This is a genomic window from Pseudomonas sp. LJDD11 (assembly GCF_024584215.1).
In the GTDB taxonomy this organism is placed as follows: domain Bacteria; phylum Pseudomonadota; class Gammaproteobacteria; order Pseudomonadales; family Pseudomonadaceae; genus Aquipseudomonas.
Genome location: NZ_JANJFL010000012.1, coordinates 73697 through 89875 on the forward strand (window position 1 = coordinate 73697; position 16179 = coordinate 89875).

Below are 16179 nucleotides of genomic sequence, written 5' to 3' on the forward strand. Positions count from 1 at the left end.
ATCCTTCTTCGTTGCACGCAGGAAGGCATGGCCTGGTATGGATGAAGGGTTCTGGCGGCCCAATGCTCAAGAGGAACGCGATGAAGGCAGTCATTCTGGCTGGTGGTCTGGGAACGCGTATCAGTGAAGAGTCGCACCTCAAACCCAAACCGATGATCGAAATCGGCGGCAAGCCAATTCTTTGGCACATCATGAAGCAGTACTCTGCCCACGGCATTCACGACTTCGTGATTTGCCTGGGTTACAAGGGGTATGCGATCAAGGATTTTTTCGCCAATTACTTCCTGCACACCTCCGATGTCACGTTCGACATGCGCAATAACCGCATGGATGTGCACCAGAACTACAGCGAGCCGTGGAGCGTGACCCTCGTCGATACGGGAGAGGAGACCATGACCGGTGGCCGCCTCAAGCGCGCTGGCCGCTATCTGGAAGGTGAAGAGGCCTTCTGCTTTACCTATGGCGATGGCGTCTCGGATCTGGATATCCGTGCTTTGGTCGACTTTCACAAGGCTCATGGCCGCCTGGCGACAGTGACAGCTGTTCAGCCGCCGGGGCGATACGGCGCGCTGGAGTGCTCCGGTGATCAGGTTCTGGGTTTTACCGAGAAGCCGCCAGGTGATGGCGCGTGGATTAACGGTGGCTTCTTCGTGCTGTCGCCCAAGGTCTTGCGTTATATCGAAGGTGACCAGATGCCTTGGGAGTCCGAGCCGTTGGGCCGACTGGCTGCCGAGGGGCAGCTCAATGCCTTCCAGCACACCGGTTTCTGGCATCCGATGGACACCCTGCGCGACAAGAATTATCTGGAGCAACTCTGGCAGAGCGGGGAGGCCCCTTGGAAAATGTGGGGGTGAGCGCGGCCTTCTGGCAGGGCAAGCGTGTTCTGCTGACCGGCCATACCGGTTTCAAGGGTAGTTGGCTGGCGCTGTGGCTAAAGAGTATGGGAGCCTGGGTCACCGGCTTTGCTCTGAATCCACCGACCACGCCAAGTCTGTTCGAGCTGGCCCGGGTCGGCGAGGGGCTCGACGACCGGCGCGGCGACTTGCGTGATCTTGCGGCGCTACTGGATGTTGTGGTCGAAACCCGACCGCAAATTGTTCTGCATCTGGCTGCCCAGCCGCTGGTGCGAGAAGGCTACCGTGATCCGCTGGGGACTTATTCCAGCAATGTCATGGGCACGCTCCATCTGCTGGAAGCCATCCGTCAGGTCGGCGGTGTCAAAGCGTGCGTGCTGGTCACCACCGACAAGGTCTACGCCAACCAGGAATGGGCTTGGCCTTACCGGGAAAATGAAGCGCTTGGCGGGCATGATCCTTACAGCAGTAGCAAAGCCTGTTGCGAGTTACTGGCGCAGTCCTACGCGGCTTCGTTCTTTGCGCCTGAGCAATACGCAGAGCATGGCTTTGCCATGGCCACTGCACGCGCCGGCAATGTACTGGGTGGTGGCGATTTTGCCGCTGAGCGGCTGATACCTGACGTACTCAGGTCCTGGTCGGCTGGCCAGCCGGTAACCTTACGGTACCCGCAGGCAGTCAGGCCTTGGCAGCACGCACTGGAGCCTTTGGCGGGTTATCTGCAACTGGCCCACGGGCTCTTTGAGCAAGGCACGGCCTTTTCCGGTGCCTGGAACTTTGGGCCGGGTGAAGCCGACATGTGCAGCGTTGGTGAGGTAGTTCGGCTGTTGTCCGCGCGTTGGCCGCAAGCTGCCGGTATTCAGATCGAGCCCGTCACCTTGCATGAAGCCGGGTTATTGCGCCTGGACAGCAGCCGTGCGCGTCAGTTACTGGGCTGGCAGCCGCGCTGGTCGCTGGCACAATGTCTGGAGCATACCTTGAACTGGCACTTGGCCTGGCAGGCTGGCGCAGATATGCATCAGGTGACCCTTGAGCAATTGAATCTGTTTCGGGGGTGCCCGTGAGCGAGTTTGGATTGCAGGCGTTACCGCTGGCCGGGCTGGCACTGGTGCGCCACAAGCGTCATGAAGATGCTCGCGGGCATTTCTCCCGGCTATTTTGTGAAGGCGGTCTGGCTACGTTCGGTTATCCCTTTCACATCCGCCAGATAAATCACTCTTGCACCCGTGAGGCGGGCAGTGTTCGCGGTCTGCATTACCAGGACGGGCAACAGCCCGAAGCCAAACTAATCAGTTGTCTGCGCGGCGAAGTCTGGGACGTAGCAGTTGATCTGCGTCCGGACTCGGCAACCTATCTACATTGGCACGCACAACACCTGCGCGTCGGTGATGGCTGCGGGTTGCTGATCCCGGCAGGGTTTGCCCACGGATTTCAGGCCCTGAGTGACGACGTCGAACTGCTGTATCTGCACAGTGCTGACTATAGTCCTGAAGCCGAGGGTGGTTTGTCGGTGCACGATCCGCGGTTGGCGATCAACTGGCCGCTACCTGTCAGAAATCTGTCGGTGCGCGACAGTTCACACCCGCTGCTGGATGCTTCTTTTACTGGAGTTCGCTTATGAACTGCCGAGGTTGCGGCGCCCCTCTGAGTCTGCCGCTGATCGACTTGGGAACGTCACCACCCTCCAATGCTTACCTTTTGGCTAGACAACTGGAACACGCTGAGCAGTGGGTGCCGTTGAAAGTTCAGGTCTGTGAGCAGTGCTGGTTGGTGCAGACCGAGGATTACACCCAAGCAGACAGCCTGTTCGACGCCGACTATGCTTACTTCAGTTCGTTCTCCAGTACTTGGCTGGCGCACGCCGAGCGCTATGTGCATGAGATGGTCGAGCGTTTTGGCCTGAGCACTGACAGTCGGGTAGTTGAAGTGGCGGCCAATGACGGTTACCTGTTGCAGTATGTCGCTGCGCGCGGCATCGCTTGCCTCGGTGTCGAGCCTACCCATAGCACGGCCCAGGCCGCTCGCGCCAAGGGGCTGGATATTCGCGAGTTGTTTTTCGGCCAGCAGACCGCGCAGTCTCTGGTTGCCGAAGGCTGGTCTGCCGATCTGATGGCGGCCAACAATGTGCTGGCCCACGTGCCGGACATCAACGACTTTCTTAGTGGCTTTGCCACGTTGCTAAAGCCGCATGGCGTGGCAACGTTCGAGTTTCCGCACCTGTTGACGCTGATGGCTGGTGCGCAGTTCGACACCTTGTACCACGAGCATTATTCCTACTTGTCACTTACCGCCGTGCAGATTTTGTGTCGGCGCAATCGCCTGCGCATTTTCGATGTTCAGCAATTGCCTACCCATGGAGGCTCATTGCGAGTGTTTGTGCAGCGTAGCGATGGGCCGCCGCGCGCGATTGAGCCATCAGTTGAGTGGGTTCTGGCTCAAGAGCAGGCCGTAGGGGTCACTACCAGGGCGTATTACGCAACCTTGGCGCCGGCTGCCGAGCGTATCAAGCATCAGTTGTTGAGCTTTTTGTTGCAAGCCAAGGCTGAGGGCAAGCGCGTAGTCGGCTATGGCGCTGCGGCCAAGGGCAATACGCTACTCAACTACGCTGGCATCAAGACCGACCTGCTGGCCAGTGTGGCAGATGCCAGCCCGCACAAACAGGGTAAGTTCCTGCCAGGCAGTCGCATTCCTGTGATAGCGCCTGAGCAGTTGCTGGCTGAGCGGCCCGATTACGTGCTTGTCTTGCCGTGGAACCTGCTCGATGAGGTGCGTCGGCAGTATCCGCAGGTGCATGAATGGGGTGGCCGGTTCGTCATCGCGGTGCCGGAGCTGACCTTGCTATGAGTGGTCAGAGGGTATTGGTTACCGGTGCCACCGGGTTTGTTGGCCGGCATCTGGTTCAGGCGTTGCTTGATGGCGGTTGTCAGGTACGTGCCGTGGCACGCGATCAGCACAAGGCCCTGCGCATGCCTTGGTTCGACAGGGTCGAGTTCGTCGCGGCGGATGTTCACGCATTGGACCTGGATGTTGTCGCGCTTGCCCAAGGTGTCGATGTGCTGGCGCATCTGGCTTGGCCAGGGCTGCCGGCGTATCAGGGGCTGTTTCATTTTGAGCGCAACCTGTTCGCCGACTACACCTTCATCAAGTCGGCGGTGCAGGCCGGTATCACTCAAATCATGGTCACCGGTACCTGTTTTGAATATGGCTTGCAGAACGGCGAACTGAGCGAAAACACTGAGGCACGGCCGGTCAATCCTTATGGACTGGCCAAGCACACCCTGCGGCTGTTCCTTGAAGCGTTGCAGCGTGAGCAGTCGTTTACTTTGCAGTGGGTGCGGCTGTTCTATTTGTATGGTGAGGGGCAAAACCCCAATAGCCTGCTGGCCAGTCTGGAAAGGGCCATTGATACCGGTGCTGAGTCCTTCGATATGTCGGCAGGCGATCAATTGCGTGATTATTTGCCCATCGAGCAAGCTGCCGCTCACATGGCGGCGGTCGTTCAGAAAGCGGATTTCAACGGGATACTCAACTGCTGCAGTGGTCGGCCGGTTTCTGTCCGTGCGTTGGTAGAGGCGCAGGTCGCCCGGCGTCATGCCGATATCCATATCAATCTTGGCCATTACCCCTACTCAGTACATGAGCCGCTGGCTTTCTGGGGTGATGTGCGCCGTCTACAACAGTTACTCGGAGCTGAGCATGCACAATGAGTTGTATCGGGCCAGCGGTTTGCCGGTCTTGCAGAACCGCACCTTTGCCGACCAGGCTACAGCCAAGGCTTATGCCAGTGCCGATGTCGTGCTGGTGCAGGATCTGCACAGTGGGCTTGTGTACAACGCTGCCTTCGATCCGCAAAAACTCAGCTACGACAGCGATTATCAGAACGAGCAGGCGCATTCGGCACACTTTAAGGCGCACCTCGAAGCAGTCGAGCATATCGTCAAGCAGCACTTCGTCGGCCAGCGGCTGATCGAGGTGGGGTGTGGCAAGGGCTATTTTCTTGAGCAATTGCGTGGCAAGGGCTTCGATATCGTGGGCATCGATCCGGCATACGAGGGCGACAACCCACATGTGCTAAAGGCGCCTTTCACGCCGGACGCCGGTCTGTCAGCCGATGCAGTGGTGTTGCGCCATGTGCTTGAACATATCCCTGACCCGCTCGCTTTCCTGCATACCATCGCGCAAGCCAATGACGGTGGGCGTATCTACATCGAAGTCCCGTGTCTGGACTGGATTCTCGAACATCGCGCCTGGTTCGATGTGTTCTACGAGCATGTGAACTACTTCCGCATCGAGGATTTCCGTCGGATGTTCGCCACTGTCGATGAGGCAGGGCATCTGTTTGGGGGCCAATACCTTTATGTGGTGGCCGATCTGGCAAGTCTACGCGATAGCTTGCCGCCCGCCGAGCCCGTTCAGGTGCCGGACAATTTCTGCCACAGCATCGGCCGTGCCTTGCAGATTGCCCAGGTTGACGGTGGTCAGCCAGTGGGTATTTGGGGCGCCTCGTCCAAGGGCGTGATCTATTCGCTGTTTCTGCAACGTGCCGGGGTCAGTGTGGACCAGATCGTTGATATCAACCCGGCCAAGCAGGGACGTTATCTTCCGTTGAGTGGCTTGCGTGTTTCCTCACCTGAAGAAGCCATGCAGGCGTTGCCGGCCGGAGCACATTTGTTTGTGATGAATTCCAACTATCTGGATGAAATCAGGCACATGACCGATGAGCGCTATGTGTATCACGCCGTCGATGATGCCACATTCCAGTAATTTTCCTTCGAGGTTGAACATGACCAGTATCCAGGCTCAAGAGTTCGCAGCGCAGAATGAGGCTGATATCCAGGCTCAGGGTGAAAACCAGAAACTGCGGGCACTGGCGACCGATTTTTTCAATGAGTCGGCGCAACACAAGTACAGCTATCACTTTTCCTGGATGGGCCGTCCCATCATCCAGTTGCCCCAAGACATGGTGGCCATGCAGGAGATCATCTGGGACGTTCGTCCGGATTTGATCATTGAATGTGGCATTGCCCATGGTGGTTCGCTGATCTACTACGCGTCGATGCTCGAACTGCTCGGTCATGGCGAGGTGCTGGGTATCGATGTGGATATCCGCCCTCATAACCGTGAGGCCATCGAAAGCCACCCGATGTTCAAGCGTATCGCCATGATCGAAGGCTCCAGCATTGATGCCGGCATTGCTGAACAGGTTCGTGCCCAGGCGATCGGCAAGAAGGTGATTCTGGTGCTGGATTCAAACCACACCCACGAGCATGTGCTTGAAGAGCTGCGCCTGTATGCGCCACTGGTCAGCGTGGGTAGCTACTGTGTAGTTATGGACACCGTGGTCGAGGATATGCCGGCTGAGGCATTCCCTGATCGTCCATGGGGGCCGGGTGACAATCCAAAAACGGCGGTCTGGGAGTATCTGAAGGAAAATACCGATTTCCAGATCGATCAGCGGTTGAACAATAAACTGCTGATTTCGGTTGCGCCGGATGGTTATCTGCTGCGCGTCAAGTAACCGATGCCGAATCTTTCACCAGGCCGCGCGCCGGGTTCAGGGAAAACACAAATGCAGTCGCATGTTTTGGATAATCCAGGCTCCCTGAAGGAGCTGTTCACTCTGGTTTTGATCACCCACAATCGCAATGCGTTTCTCAGGCGCACCCTTGAGTACTATCGCGGCTTTACTGGGCGACTACTGGTTTTGGACTCGTCCGATCAGGGTGATTCGGCGCTGAGCGAACAGTATCCCTTTATCGATTATCACCATCTGCCCCAGCTGTCTTACGGGAGTCTTCAGGAAAAGCTGGCCTATGGCTCGTCTGTGGTGACAACGCCATTCATGGCCTTTGCACCTGATGATGATTTCATGCTTCATGATGCGTTGGCCCAGTGTGTGGCATTTCTGCAGGCCAACCCCGACTATGGCATGTGCCATGGCTACGGGATGATGTATCTGGCGCGCGGCGCCGAGGTTCTGTATTTCCGGCGGGAAATGAAAGTTCAGGAAGATTATGGCTCCGATTGCGCTGCGCAGCGGGTTATGGACTTCATGGCGCAGTTCCTGCCGCCATTCTATGCCGTAACCCGTACCGAGTTACTGCGTAGTTGGCACCGGTCGATGCCGGCGGGAGTCAGTTTCGAATGGCAGGAAGTGGGCCACTCTTTTTATCTGTTGGCCAGTGCCAAGGCGCGGATTCTGGATATTCCCTACATTGTCAGGGAAATCAACTACGGTGGTTCCGACCACAGTACCAACGTCCTGACCGTCCTGGCGCCGCTCGATGCCCAATCGGTGGCGGGGCGCGAGGAGTTCGCCGCGTTCCTGACATCCTTGCCGACCGGGATCAGTGAGCTTGAGCCAGGCGCTGCCAGGCAGCTTGCGCTGGACAGCTTTGCAGCCATGGCCGACTGTCTCCTGCATGGCCGCTCGCTAAGGATGAGCCGCATTTTCCGCTCGCAATGGCAGCAACCCGGCGCCGAACCTGTGCGTCACTTCGACCTGATCCAGTTTGTCGAAATGCCGTTCTACAACAAGGCTTTTTTCGACAGATTGACCGAGATCGAGTTTCTTATTCATTCGATGCCGGCAAACCGCCAGCAGATGCTTGAGCTTGAGGGGGTGCTGGTCCAGCAGCAGGAACTGATGCAGCAGTACCCCAACGACACTCAGGAAACGTTGCGTGCCCGTCTGTGGCGGGCTTTGAGTCTCGGCGTCTTCAATCTTGATGTGGTCGACAGGCTGATTCCTGCACTGCAGGCTGGCAGTACTCCTGAAGAACTTGACGAGGCTGAAAACCTCAAGGCCTGGGCGCAGCGAGTCAGGTCGGTGGCTGTTGTGGACCGCAAGGCGATGTTCGACAACATGCACAGTGGGCGCTTGATCAAGTGGCTTGATGATCGTCGGCCCACTGTGCGGCAGGTCGGTGAAGCTGACAGGCTGTTGCAGCAAAGCGGTCCACAGATCGAGATTCTGCTGCTTGATCTGGATAACGACGCTGATGCTCTGCAGGCAACCTTTGACAGCTTGCTGGCGTCTAATCTGAAGACCTTCAAGGTCGTGGTCCTGATGACCGGAGACCTGCCGGCTAACACCCGTCGCAAGGACACGGTGCATTTCGTCAAGGTCAAATCCGGACGTCACGTTGAGCAGCTCAATGAATTGGCAGCCGGGTCTTCGGCAGATTGGCTGCTGTTGGCCAAGGCCGGTGAGGTGTTCACTGCAACAGGGCTGTTGCGGGCCGCACTGGAATTGCGTGCGGCGCCAGAGTGCCGTGCGGTTGCGATGGATGAGGTTCATCGCCAGGAAGATGGCTCGTTGCGCGATGTGTTGCGCCCAGGCTTCAATCTCGATCTGCTCTTGAGTGTGCCGGACCTTATGGCCGGGCATTGGCTGATTCGTCGTGATGTGTTTCTTGAGGCTGGTGGTTACTCCGCCAGGTTTGCTGAGGCGCTGGAGTTCGATCTGGTTTTGCGTCTGATTGAGGGCGGTGGCATGAGTGGGCTGGCCCATCTTGCCGAACCGCTGTTGATCTGTAAGGCCCCGGAGCGGGTCGAGAACGAGCAGCAAAGCCAGACTCTGGTTCGTCACCTTGAAGTGCGTGGCTACCAAGCCCAGGTCAGTTCAACCAGGCCCGGCAACTGGCAAATCGATTATCGCCATGCCCGACGTCCGCTGGTGTCGATCATCCTGCGTAGTGAAGATAATTTCGAAGTCTTGCAGCTTTGCCTGATTAGCGTATTACAGCGTACTCGTTATCAACAGCATGAGATTCTGATTGCCGACAACCACAGTCGCGACCCGCGCCTGCATCAGTGGCTCGATGAGCTTCAGGCCAAGGGTGAGCGAATCAGGACGCTACGGCTGGAACAAGGCGTCAATACCGCCGCGCTTTACAATCTGGCCAGCCAGCAGGCTCGGGGTGAGTACTTGCTGTTCCTGGCGCCCGACGCTCAGGTGGTGACCGCCAACTGGGTCGACAGCCTACTCAATCAGGCACAGCGCCCTGAGGTCGCGATCGTAGGGGCGAAACTGGTCGACAGCAAGGGTGTATCAACTCAGGCAGGTCTTCTGCTTGGCCAAGACAATGGGGTGGCGGCAGCGTTTGTCGGCGAAGGCAAGGATTCACCAGGCTATATGGATCGTGCGCTTGTCGAACAGAACTGTAGCGCGGTGTCCTGGGCTTGCATGATGGTCCGCAAAGAGCTGTTTGATGCTGCCGGTGGTTTCGATGAGGTGGCGTTCGGTCAGGGCTTTGCCGATGTCGATCTGTGTCTGAAACTGGGAGAGGCGGGTTATCTGACCGTCCTGACCCCTCAGGCTCAGGTGCTGCACAGTGGTGAGGTGGTGCCGGTCGCAACAGCGCTCGACGCATTGCGCAGTAAGTGGTCCGGGCCTCTGCAGCAGGATCCGCTCGGCAATGAGAACCATCTTCATTCCCAGCGGGAGTCCTGGCTCAAGGATGGGGCGGTTGACTGGGATCAGTTGCTCGGTTGACACACGGATGCTTTACCAAGGCCGCGAACACGAGTAGTGTTCGTGGCCTTTTTATTTGTCGCGCATGGCAGATGGCTTTGTTGCAAATCGTGACATTGGGCGTGACCTAGACTCGGCAGCGGGCATCTTCACTGTATCGAGCGTGCATGCAAGGCGGTACTCGTATTGTTCGCTGCTGTGTTTGCTTGCTGCTATCGACCACGAGTCCTTTATTTTCAAGTCACGCCCGTCGCTACGGCGCAGGCGTGGTTAACTGCTTACTATCGGGAAGCCGCGATGATTGGCATAAAAAGCATAGCGAGTTACGTGCCCGTCGAGGGTGTGGACAACTACGCGCAAGGCGCCAGGTTCGGCAAGGATGAAGAATTCATTCTGGGCAAGATCGGCTCCACCTTTTTGCCGCGCAAGGATGCCGCGCAGGAAACCTCGGACCTGTGTGTCGAGGCGGTCAACGCCCTGTTGGCCAACAATCCCCAACTGACCCGTGAAAGCATCGATGTGCTGATTGTAGTCACCCAGAACGGTGACGAAGAGGGTTTGCCGCACACCGCGGCGATCGTCCAGGACAAACTGGGTTTATCGACCCGCGTTGCCGCTTTTGACATTTCTCTGGGCTGTTCGGGATATGTGTACGGCATTTATGCGATCAAAGGCTTCATGGAGGCGGCTGGCCTGAAAAATGGCTTACTGGTCACTGCCGATCCTTATTCCAAGATCGTCGACCCTGATGATCGAAACACAACAATGCTGTTTGGCGATGCAGCCACCGCTACCTGGATGGGCGAAGATGCGCCCTGGCAATTGGGTAAGGCCCGTTTTGGCACCGATGGCTCCGGCGCGCCGCACCTTAAGGTCAGTAACGGCGTGTTTTATATGAATGGCCGTCAGGTATTCAACTTCGCGCTGCTCAAGGTGCCCGCGCACTTGCATGAGCTGCTAGATGAGTCGGGCCTCAAGCCTGAGGATATCGATGCCTTTTGCATTCACCAAGGCAGCGCGGCGATTGTCGATGCCGTGGCGCGACGTTTCGAGGAGCAGCCTGAAAAGTTCGTCAAGGACATGGTCGAGACCGGCAACACTGTTTCATCCAGTATTCCGCTGCTGATTGAAAAGCACGTGCTGGGGTCAACCTGGCAGCGTGTTGCCCTGAGCGGTTTCGGTGTGGGGTTGTCCTGGGGGTCGGCGATCATCTATCGCGCCTGATACGTAATCTTGCCCTCTTTGCGCCCGACACTCGTTGATCGGGCGTTGTGCATTTGAATTCAGTGTTTTGCATCGATTGCCAACTGCATCGCGTTTTGTCCTGAGCCAGGGGCAATTCAATGGCTATCCTTACTGGTTGAGTGCTGCGATAACTTGTTGTTTTGACTGGCTTGTAGAGTGGTTTGTAAAAAAAATCAAAAAAGCCCTCAAGCAACCTGCCATGCCGACGATAACTATTACGAAGGTTCTCTAGGCACACCCGGCGCTCGCAGGGGCCGGAAGCCACGCAGCAATCAACCCACGAGGAATTCATCATGGCTTTAACAGTAAACACCAACGTTGCCTCCTTGAACGTGCAGAAGAACCTGGGCAAGGCTTCCGACGCGCTGTCGACCTCGATGACTCGTCTGTCTTCCGGTCTGAAAATCAACAGCGCCAAAGACGACGCCGCCGGTCTGCAAATTGCTACCCGTATGACTTCGCAGATTCGTGGTCAGACCATGGCGATCAAAAACGCCAACGACGGTATCTCCATCGCCCAGACCGCTGAAGGCGCGATGCAAGAGCAGACCAACATCCTGCAACGTATGCGTGAACTGGCCATCCAGGCGCGTAACGACAACAACGGCACTACCGATCGTGAAGCTCTGAACAAAGAGTTCGCGGCCATGTCCGACGAGCTGACTCGTATCGCTGAAAGTACCAACCTCAACGGCAAGAACCTGTTGGACGGTAGCGCTGCGACCATGACCTTCCAGGTCGGTTCCAACTCGGGCGCCAGCAACCAGATCACTCTGACCCTGAGCAGCTCGTTCGCTGCTTCGACTCTGGGTGTCAACTCGGCTGCCGTTGCGATCACCGGTTCTGACAGCACCACCGCTGAGGCGAGCTTCAACGCTGCTATCTCGGCTATCGACAGCGCTCTGAACACCATCAACGCCGCTCGTGCTGACCTCGGTGCTGCGCAAAACCGCTTGACCAGCACCATTTCCAACCTGCAGAACATCAACGAAAACGCTACTGCTGCTCTGGGGCGCGTACAAGATACTGACTTCGCTTCTGAAACTGCCCAGCTGACCAAGCAGCAGACTCTGCAGCAAGCGTCGACTTCGGTTCTGGCCCAGGCCAACCAGTTGCCTTCCGCTGTACTGAAACTGCTCCAGTAATTCTGGGGTGAGCATAAGCGAGGGGTGCGGTCACGTACTTCCTCGCTTTTTTACTTTCTGAGGTAATAGACAATGGATATGGGCGTCAGGTTGAATTTGTCTTATCCGGCCGCTAAACCGGCGAGCGAGACTGTCGTGTTGGATAAGGTGGCTGTGAAACCTCCGGTTGTCGAGGCTGAGGCTTCGTCACAAGAGAGTAAAGGCTCGCAGCACGATGATGAAAAGGTCAAGGCCGCTGCTGCTCAGATCCAGCAGTTTCTTCAGTCGATCCAGAGAAATCTGGAGTTCTCGGTTGATGAGGATTCTGGCAGGGTAGTGGTCAAAGTAATTGCCAGTGACACCGGTTTGGTGGTTCGACAAATCCCCAATGAGGAAGTGTTGAAACTGGCTGAAAGCCTGAACGATGCCAATAGCACTTTGTTCAAGGCTGAGGCCTGATACGGCAACAGTACGGGTGGGTTTCTGGGCTTGCGCTGGGTCAGAGACCTTGTAACCTTCTGAAAGGAGATTGATATGGCATCCCCTATAACCTCAACGGGTATCGGTTCCGGGCTGAAGATCACCGAAATGGTGACCGCGTTGGCTGATGCTGAAAAGGCGGCCAAACAGAAGCAGATCACCACCCAAAGCACCAAAAACACGGCTTCGTTGACTGCGGTCGGTCAGTTGCAAGGCGCTCTGGCAGCCTTCACCTCGACGTTGAAAACGCTCGGCAGCACGACTGCGCCGGCATTCAATGGCTTCGCTGCAACCTCCTCCGATGAGAAGGGTGTCAAGGCTACAGCCGGAAGCAGTGCTGTTGCCGGGACTTACTCCATTGTGGTCCAGGAGCTTGCAACTGCGTCCAAGGTGACCACTGCTGCGCTGACTCCGGCGCAGGCGAGTGCTATTCCGAGTGGTGAACTGACCATCAGTCAAAATGGCATTGATACCAAGGTCAATATCACAGCAACGACCTCGTTAGAGGAGGTGCGTAACCAGATCAATACCACGATGCAGGGCAAAGGCATCAGCGCCAACATTGTGAATGACGCGAGCGGTTCGCGGCTAGTATTCACCTCGACAACTACCGGCGCAGGTACCGATATTAGTGTCAAGGGTGACAGTGCCATGGGTACGTTGCTGGACATTGATGGCACCCAAAAAATGAGTGATAGCGCTACTGGTGCCGGGGCGATCACGGCAGTGGCCGGGGATGCGAAGTTCACGGTCGACGGTCTGGCGCTGACCAGTTCCAAGAACAGCGTCTCAAATGCTATTTCGGGTCTGACTCTGGAGCTGGTTGGCAAAAACCAGCCTTCGACAATCACGGTGGCAAGCAATACCGAGGGCTTGCAAGCCTCGATGCAAAGCTTTGTGGATTCTTTTAATACCTTGGTCAAGCTTGTCAGTACTCTGACCAAGGGTACGACATCTTCTAATGGCACATTTGTCGCCGCGCCAATGACTGGGGATTCTGCGCCTCGCAGCATCCTTGAGGCTGTTCGCAAGGAAATTGCTTCGGCCACCGCTACAAGTGGCCTGGGTTCTCTCTCTCAGTTGGGTATCGCTACTCAACAGGCTGACGGTACCTTGTCTTTTGATACCACCAAATTCAAAGAGGCGGTCACCGACAAGCAGCTGGGCGGTCAGATGCAGGCTTTTTTCACTGGTGACGATAACAACAAGGGCTTCATCTCACGAATCGAAGACTCGTTGAAGCCCTTTACGGCAGCGAATGGTGTCCTGGCGCAGAAAAAGACCAGCCTGGACAAAATTACTGTTCGTCTTGAGGCGGATCAGGAGGCGCTGGATCGCCGGATTGAAACGCTGACTGCATCGCTTACCAAGAAGTACAACGCCATGGACCTGGTGGTTGCCCAGTTGAAAGCTACAGGTGAAAGTATTACCTCGATCTTTGAGGCGATGAATGCTCAGAAGAACGCGTCCTGATGGTGATGCGTTGACGAATACCCGGCCGTGTGCCGGGTTTTTGCCTTATGGCCTAAAGTTTATCGAGCGCGCGTCGATAGCTTGAATATACAAAGTTTGTCTTGCCCGCGAGGTCTCTCATGAATCCTATGCTAGCGTTGCGTCAATACCAGAAAATCGGCTCTCATGCCCAGACGTCCGAAGCCAGTCCTCACCGTTTGGTACAAATGCTGATGGAGGGCGGCCTGGACCGGATTGCCCAGGCCAAGGGTGCAATGGCGCGCAAGGATGTGGGCAACAAAGGAGTATTGATCGGCAAGGCCATCGCCATCATTGGCGGGCTGCGTGAGGGGCTGGATCTGGATAATTACGCCACTGATGCATTGCGCAATCAGGACAACCTTTATCACTACATGATGAAGCGTCTGGCCGAGGCTAACATCAAGAATGACCAGAAAATGCTTGATGAGGTAGCAGGTCTGCTGATCACTGTAAAAGAAGGCTGGGACGCCATCGGCACGATCAACTGATCTGCTTTCAGGAGTTATTCCCATGAGTGCTGCATTGCAACGTATCGAAGAAACCCAGGAAGCGCTGCTTGAGGCTCTGGCTGTGCGTAACTGGGAGGCGATTACCCAACTCGATCTGGCTTGTCGTGAGTGTGTCGAGACGGTGGTAGAGCACGCAGCGCCCGATGATGAGAAGTTGCGCGGCAAACTTGAGGAGTTACTCGGGGTCTACCGGCAGTTGATTGACGTCGCGGTCGGCGAGCGTCAGGCAATCGTCGATGAGATGTCAGAGATTCAGCGAGCCAAAAACGCTACGAAGGTATACCATTTGTTTGGCTGAGTTGGATTGTCGGACACAAAACACGCCATAAATTTGACTGTGTCCGTTTTTTTGACTTAACTAGTGATGTTTTTCGTTTTCTGGCGTCAGATCAGTATTAAGAAGTGGCTGAGATGCCAAGCGGCTTGCCTGCGGGCAGGTTAAAGAGTTGACTAGGGAAGTTGCTATTGCATGTGGCGTGAAATCAAAATCCTGCTGATCGATGACGATAGCCAGCGCCGCCGTGATCTGGCGGTCATTCTCAATTTTCTCGGCGAAGAGAACATTTCCTGTTCCAGTCAGGACTGGCAGCAGGTGGTTGGCTCTCTTGGCTCTACCCGGGAAGTACTTTGCGTACTTATTGGCAGTGTCAGCGCTGCTGGGAGCTTGCAGGGACTTCTTAAGACCATCGCTGCATGGGATGAGTTCCTTCCCGTGTTGCTTTTTGGTGAGCATGCCCCTGTAGAGCTGCCAGAAGACCTGCGCCGCCGGGTGCTGTCGACTCTGGAAATGCCGCCTAGCTACAGCAAGCTGCTGGACGCCTTGCACCGTGCGCAGGTCTATCGTGAGATGTACGACCAGGCCCGTGAGCGTGGCCGTCATCGTGAGCCGAACCTGTTTCGCAGCCTGGTGGGCACCAGCCGCGCGATTCAGCATGTCCGGCAGATGATGCAGCAGGTCGCCGATACCGACGCCAGTGTGTTGATCCTGGGTGAGTCCGGCACCGGCAAGGAAGTGGTCGCACGCAACCTGCATTACCATTCCAAGCGCCGTGACGCGCCTTTCGTGCCGGTCAATTGCGGGGCGATTCCTGCCGAATTGCTTGAGAGCGAGTTGTTCGGTCATGAGAAGGGTGCGTTCACCGGCGCGATCACCAGCCGTGCCGGGCGCTTCGAGCTCGCCAATGGCGGTACGCTGTTCCTCGATGAAATTGGCGATATGCCGTTGCCGATGCAGGTCAAGCTGCTGCGCGTGCTTCAGGAGCGCACCTTCGAGCGGGTCGGCAGCAACAAGACTCAAAGTATCGACGTGCGCATTATTGCGGCGACGCACAAGAATCTTGAGAGCATGATCGAGACCGGCGCGTTCCGCGAGGACCTGTACTACCGCCTGAACGTGTTCCCGATCGAAATGGCGCCACTGCGCGAGCGTGTCGAAGATATTCCGCTGCTGATGAATGAGCTGATCTCGCGGATGGAGCACGAGAAGCGCGGCTCGATCCGCTTTAACTCGGCGGCGATCATGTCGCTGTGTCGCCATGGCTGGCCGGGTAACGTTCGTGAGCTGGCCAACCTGGTCGAGCGGATGGCGATCATGCATCCCTATGGTGTGATCGGGGTGTCGGAGTTGCCGAAGAAATTCCGCTATGTCGATGATGAAGACGAGCAGATGGTCGACAGTCTGCGCAGCGATCTGGAAGAGCGGGTGGCGATCAATTCCACCACGCCGAACTTCACTTCCACTGCCATGTTGCCGCCCGAAGGGCTGGATCTGAAAGACTACCTGGGTGGTCTGGAGCAGGGCTTGATCCAGCAGGCGCTGGATGATGCCAACGGTATCGTGGCGCGTGCTGCCGAGCGGCTGCGGATCCGGCGTACCACGCTGGTCGAGAAAATGCGCAAATATGGCATGAGTCGCCGCGATGGTGACGAACAGGCAGATGATTGACGCTTGGCTGTCCAGGCGTTGACCAAAACCTCCGCCAATGCGGAGGTTTTGT

15 protein-coding genes are annotated in these 16179 nt (G+C 56.6%); all 15 read left to right on the forward strand.

Translation table 11 applies throughout. The annotated features are described in order from the left end of the window. The first annotated feature begins 80 nt into the window (after positions 1 to 80). The 15 genes from rfbF (at position 81) to fleQ (ending at position 16127) form a co-directional block, all read left to right on the forward strand. Positions 81 to 854, forward strand: coding sequence for a glucose-1-phosphate cytidylyltransferase (gene rfbF / locus NRB16_RS15385; RefSeq protein ID WP_045489381.1), 774 nt, complete (start codon positions 81 to 83; stop codon positions 852 to 854). Further along, entirely contained in the window at positions 845 to 1918 is a 1074-nt protein-coding gene (rfbG, locus tag NRB16_RS15390) for a CDP-glucose 4,6-dehydratase (protein WP_373568471.1), read from the forward strand. Before rfbF ends, rfbG begins: the two co-directional genes overlap by 10 nt. Beyond that, positions 1915 to 2475 carry a dTDP-4-dehydrorhamnose 3,5-epimerase gene (locus NRB16_RS15395; protein WP_257106448.1) on the forward strand — a complete coding sequence of 187 codons (561 nt, stop codon included), beginning with the start codon at positions 1915 to 1917 and terminating at the stop codon, positions 2473 to 2475. Before rfbG ends, NRB16_RS15395 begins: the two co-directional genes overlap by 4 nt. Beyond that, positions 2472 to 3698, forward strand: a complete 1227-nt coding sequence (locus tag NRB16_RS15400) for a class I SAM-dependent methyltransferase (RefSeq protein WP_045489388.1) — start codon at positions 2472 to 2474, stop codon at positions 3696 to 3698. The genes NRB16_RS15395 and NRB16_RS15400 overlap by 4 nt, the downstream gene beginning before the upstream one ends. Then, a complete protein-coding gene (locus tag NRB16_RS15405; RefSeq protein ID WP_045489393.1) occupies positions 3695 to 4561 on the forward strand; it encodes an NAD(P)-dependent oxidoreductase in 867 nt (288 codons plus the stop codon). Before NRB16_RS15400 ends, NRB16_RS15405 begins: the two co-directional genes overlap by 4 nt. Continuing rightward, positions 4551 to 5618, forward strand: a complete 1068-nt coding sequence (locus tag NRB16_RS15410; RefSeq protein WP_257106449.1) for a class I SAM-dependent methyltransferase — start codon at positions 4551 to 4553, stop codon at positions 5616 to 5618. The genes NRB16_RS15405 and NRB16_RS15410 overlap by 11 nt, the downstream gene beginning before the upstream one ends. A 19-nt stretch (positions 5619 to 5637) precedes the next feature. Then, positions 5638 to 6372: a cephalosporin hydroxylase family protein gene (locus NRB16_RS15415; protein ID WP_045489399.1), complete on the forward strand. Its 735-nt coding sequence runs from the start codon at positions 5638 to 5640 to the stop codon at positions 6370 to 6372. A gap of 51 nt (positions 6373 to 6423) precedes the next feature. After that, complete coding sequence (locus tag NRB16_RS15420; protein ID WP_045489402.1) at positions 6424 to 9351, forward strand: TIGR00180 family glycosyltransferase; 2928 nt, start codon at positions 6424 to 6426, stop codon at positions 9349 to 9351. Between the two features lie 276 nt (positions 9352 to 9627). Continuing rightward, on the forward strand, positions 9628 to 10554 hold the full coding sequence (locus NRB16_RS15425) for a ketoacyl-ACP synthase III (protein WP_045489405.1): 927 nt from the start codon (positions 9628 to 9630) through the stop codon (positions 10552 to 10554). A 314-nt stretch (positions 10555 to 10868) separates the two neighbouring features. Next, complete coding sequence (locus NRB16_RS15430) at positions 10869 to 11720, forward strand: flagellin domain-containing protein (protein WP_045489407.1); 852 nt, start codon at positions 10869 to 10871, stop codon at positions 11718 to 11720. A gap of 72 nt (positions 11721 to 11792) precedes the next feature. Continuing rightward, positions 11793 to 12158 (forward strand): flagellar protein FlaG, encoded by a 366-nt coding sequence (locus tag NRB16_RS15435; protein WP_045489410.1) that lies wholly within the window; start codon positions 11793 to 11795, stop codon positions 12156 to 12158. A gap of 75 nt (positions 12159 to 12233) precedes the next feature. Continuing rightward, positions 12234 to 13652 carry a flagellar filament capping protein FliD gene (gene fliD / locus NRB16_RS15440; RefSeq protein ID WP_257106450.1) on the forward strand — a complete coding sequence of 473 codons (1419 nt, stop codon included), beginning with the start codon at positions 12234 to 12236 and terminating at the stop codon, positions 13650 to 13652. A gap of 119 nt (positions 13653 to 13771) precedes the next feature. Continuing rightward, on the forward strand, positions 13772 to 14161 hold the full coding sequence (gene fliS / locus NRB16_RS15445; RefSeq protein ID WP_045489416.1) for a flagellar export chaperone FliS: 390 nt from the start codon (positions 13772 to 13774) through the stop codon (positions 14159 to 14161). 22 nt (positions 14162 to 14183) lie between these two features. Then, positions 14184 to 14480, forward strand: coding sequence for a flagellar protein FliT (locus tag NRB16_RS15450; RefSeq protein ID WP_045489418.1), 297 nt, complete (start codon positions 14184 to 14186; stop codon positions 14478 to 14480). A 171-nt stretch (positions 14481 to 14651) separates the two neighbouring features. Next, a complete protein-coding gene (gene fleQ / locus NRB16_RS15455; RefSeq protein WP_045489420.1) occupies positions 14652 to 16127 on the forward strand; it encodes a transcriptional regulator FleQ in 1476 nt (491 codons plus the stop codon). Positions 16128 to 16179: the final 52 nt, after the last annotated feature.

Excerpts from the sequence above, each read along its gene's own strand:
- NRB16_RS15420 (WP_045489402.1), top strand. The coding sequence starts at position 6,424 with ATGCAGTCGCATGTTTTGGATAATCCAGGCTCCCTGAAGGAGCTGTTC.
- NRB16_RS15410 (WP_257106449.1), top strand. The coding sequence starts at position 4,551 with ATGCACAATGAGTTGTATCGGGCCAGCGGTTTGCCGGTCTTGCAGAAC.
- NRB16_RS15400 (WP_045489388.1), top strand. The coding sequence starts at position 2,472 with ATGAACTGCCGAGGTTGCGGCGCCCCTCTGAGTCTGCCGCTGATCGAC.
- fleQ (WP_045489420.1), top strand. The coding sequence starts at position 14,652 with ATGTGGCGTGAAATCAAAATCCTGCTGATCGATGACGATAGCCAGCGC.
- NRB16_RS15405 (WP_045489393.1), top strand. The coding sequence starts at position 3,695 with ATGAGTGGTCAGAGGGTATTGGTTACCGGTGCCACCGGGTTTGTTGGC.
- NRB16_RS15430 (WP_045489407.1), top strand. The coding sequence starts at position 10,869 with ATGGCTTTAACAGTAAACACCAACGTTGCCTCCTTGAACGTGCAGAAG.
- fliS (WP_045489416.1), top strand. The coding sequence starts at position 13,772 with ATGAATCCTATGCTAGCGTTGCGTCAATACCAGAAAATCGGCTCTCAT.
- fliD (WP_257106450.1), top strand. The coding sequence starts at position 12,234 with ATGGCATCCCCTATAACCTCAACGGGTATCGGTTCCGGGCTGAAGATC.
- NRB16_RS15415 (WP_045489399.1), top strand. The coding sequence starts at position 5,638 with ATGACCAGTATCCAGGCTCAAGAGTTCGCAGCGCAGAATGAGGCTGAT.
- NRB16_RS15435 (WP_045489410.1), top strand. The coding sequence starts at position 11,793 with ATGGATATGGGCGTCAGGTTGAATTTGTCTTATCCGGCCGCTAAACCG.
- rfbF (WP_045489381.1), top strand. The coding sequence starts at position 81 with ATGAAGGCAGTCATTCTGGCTGGTGGTCTGGGAACGCGTATCAGTGAA.
- NRB16_RS15450 (WP_045489418.1), top strand. The coding sequence starts at position 14,184 with ATGAGTGCTGCATTGCAACGTATCGAAGAAACCCAGGAAGCGCTGCTT.
- NRB16_RS15425 (WP_045489405.1), top strand. The coding sequence starts at position 9,628 with ATGATTGGCATAAAAAGCATAGCGAGTTACGTGCCCGTCGAGGGTGTG.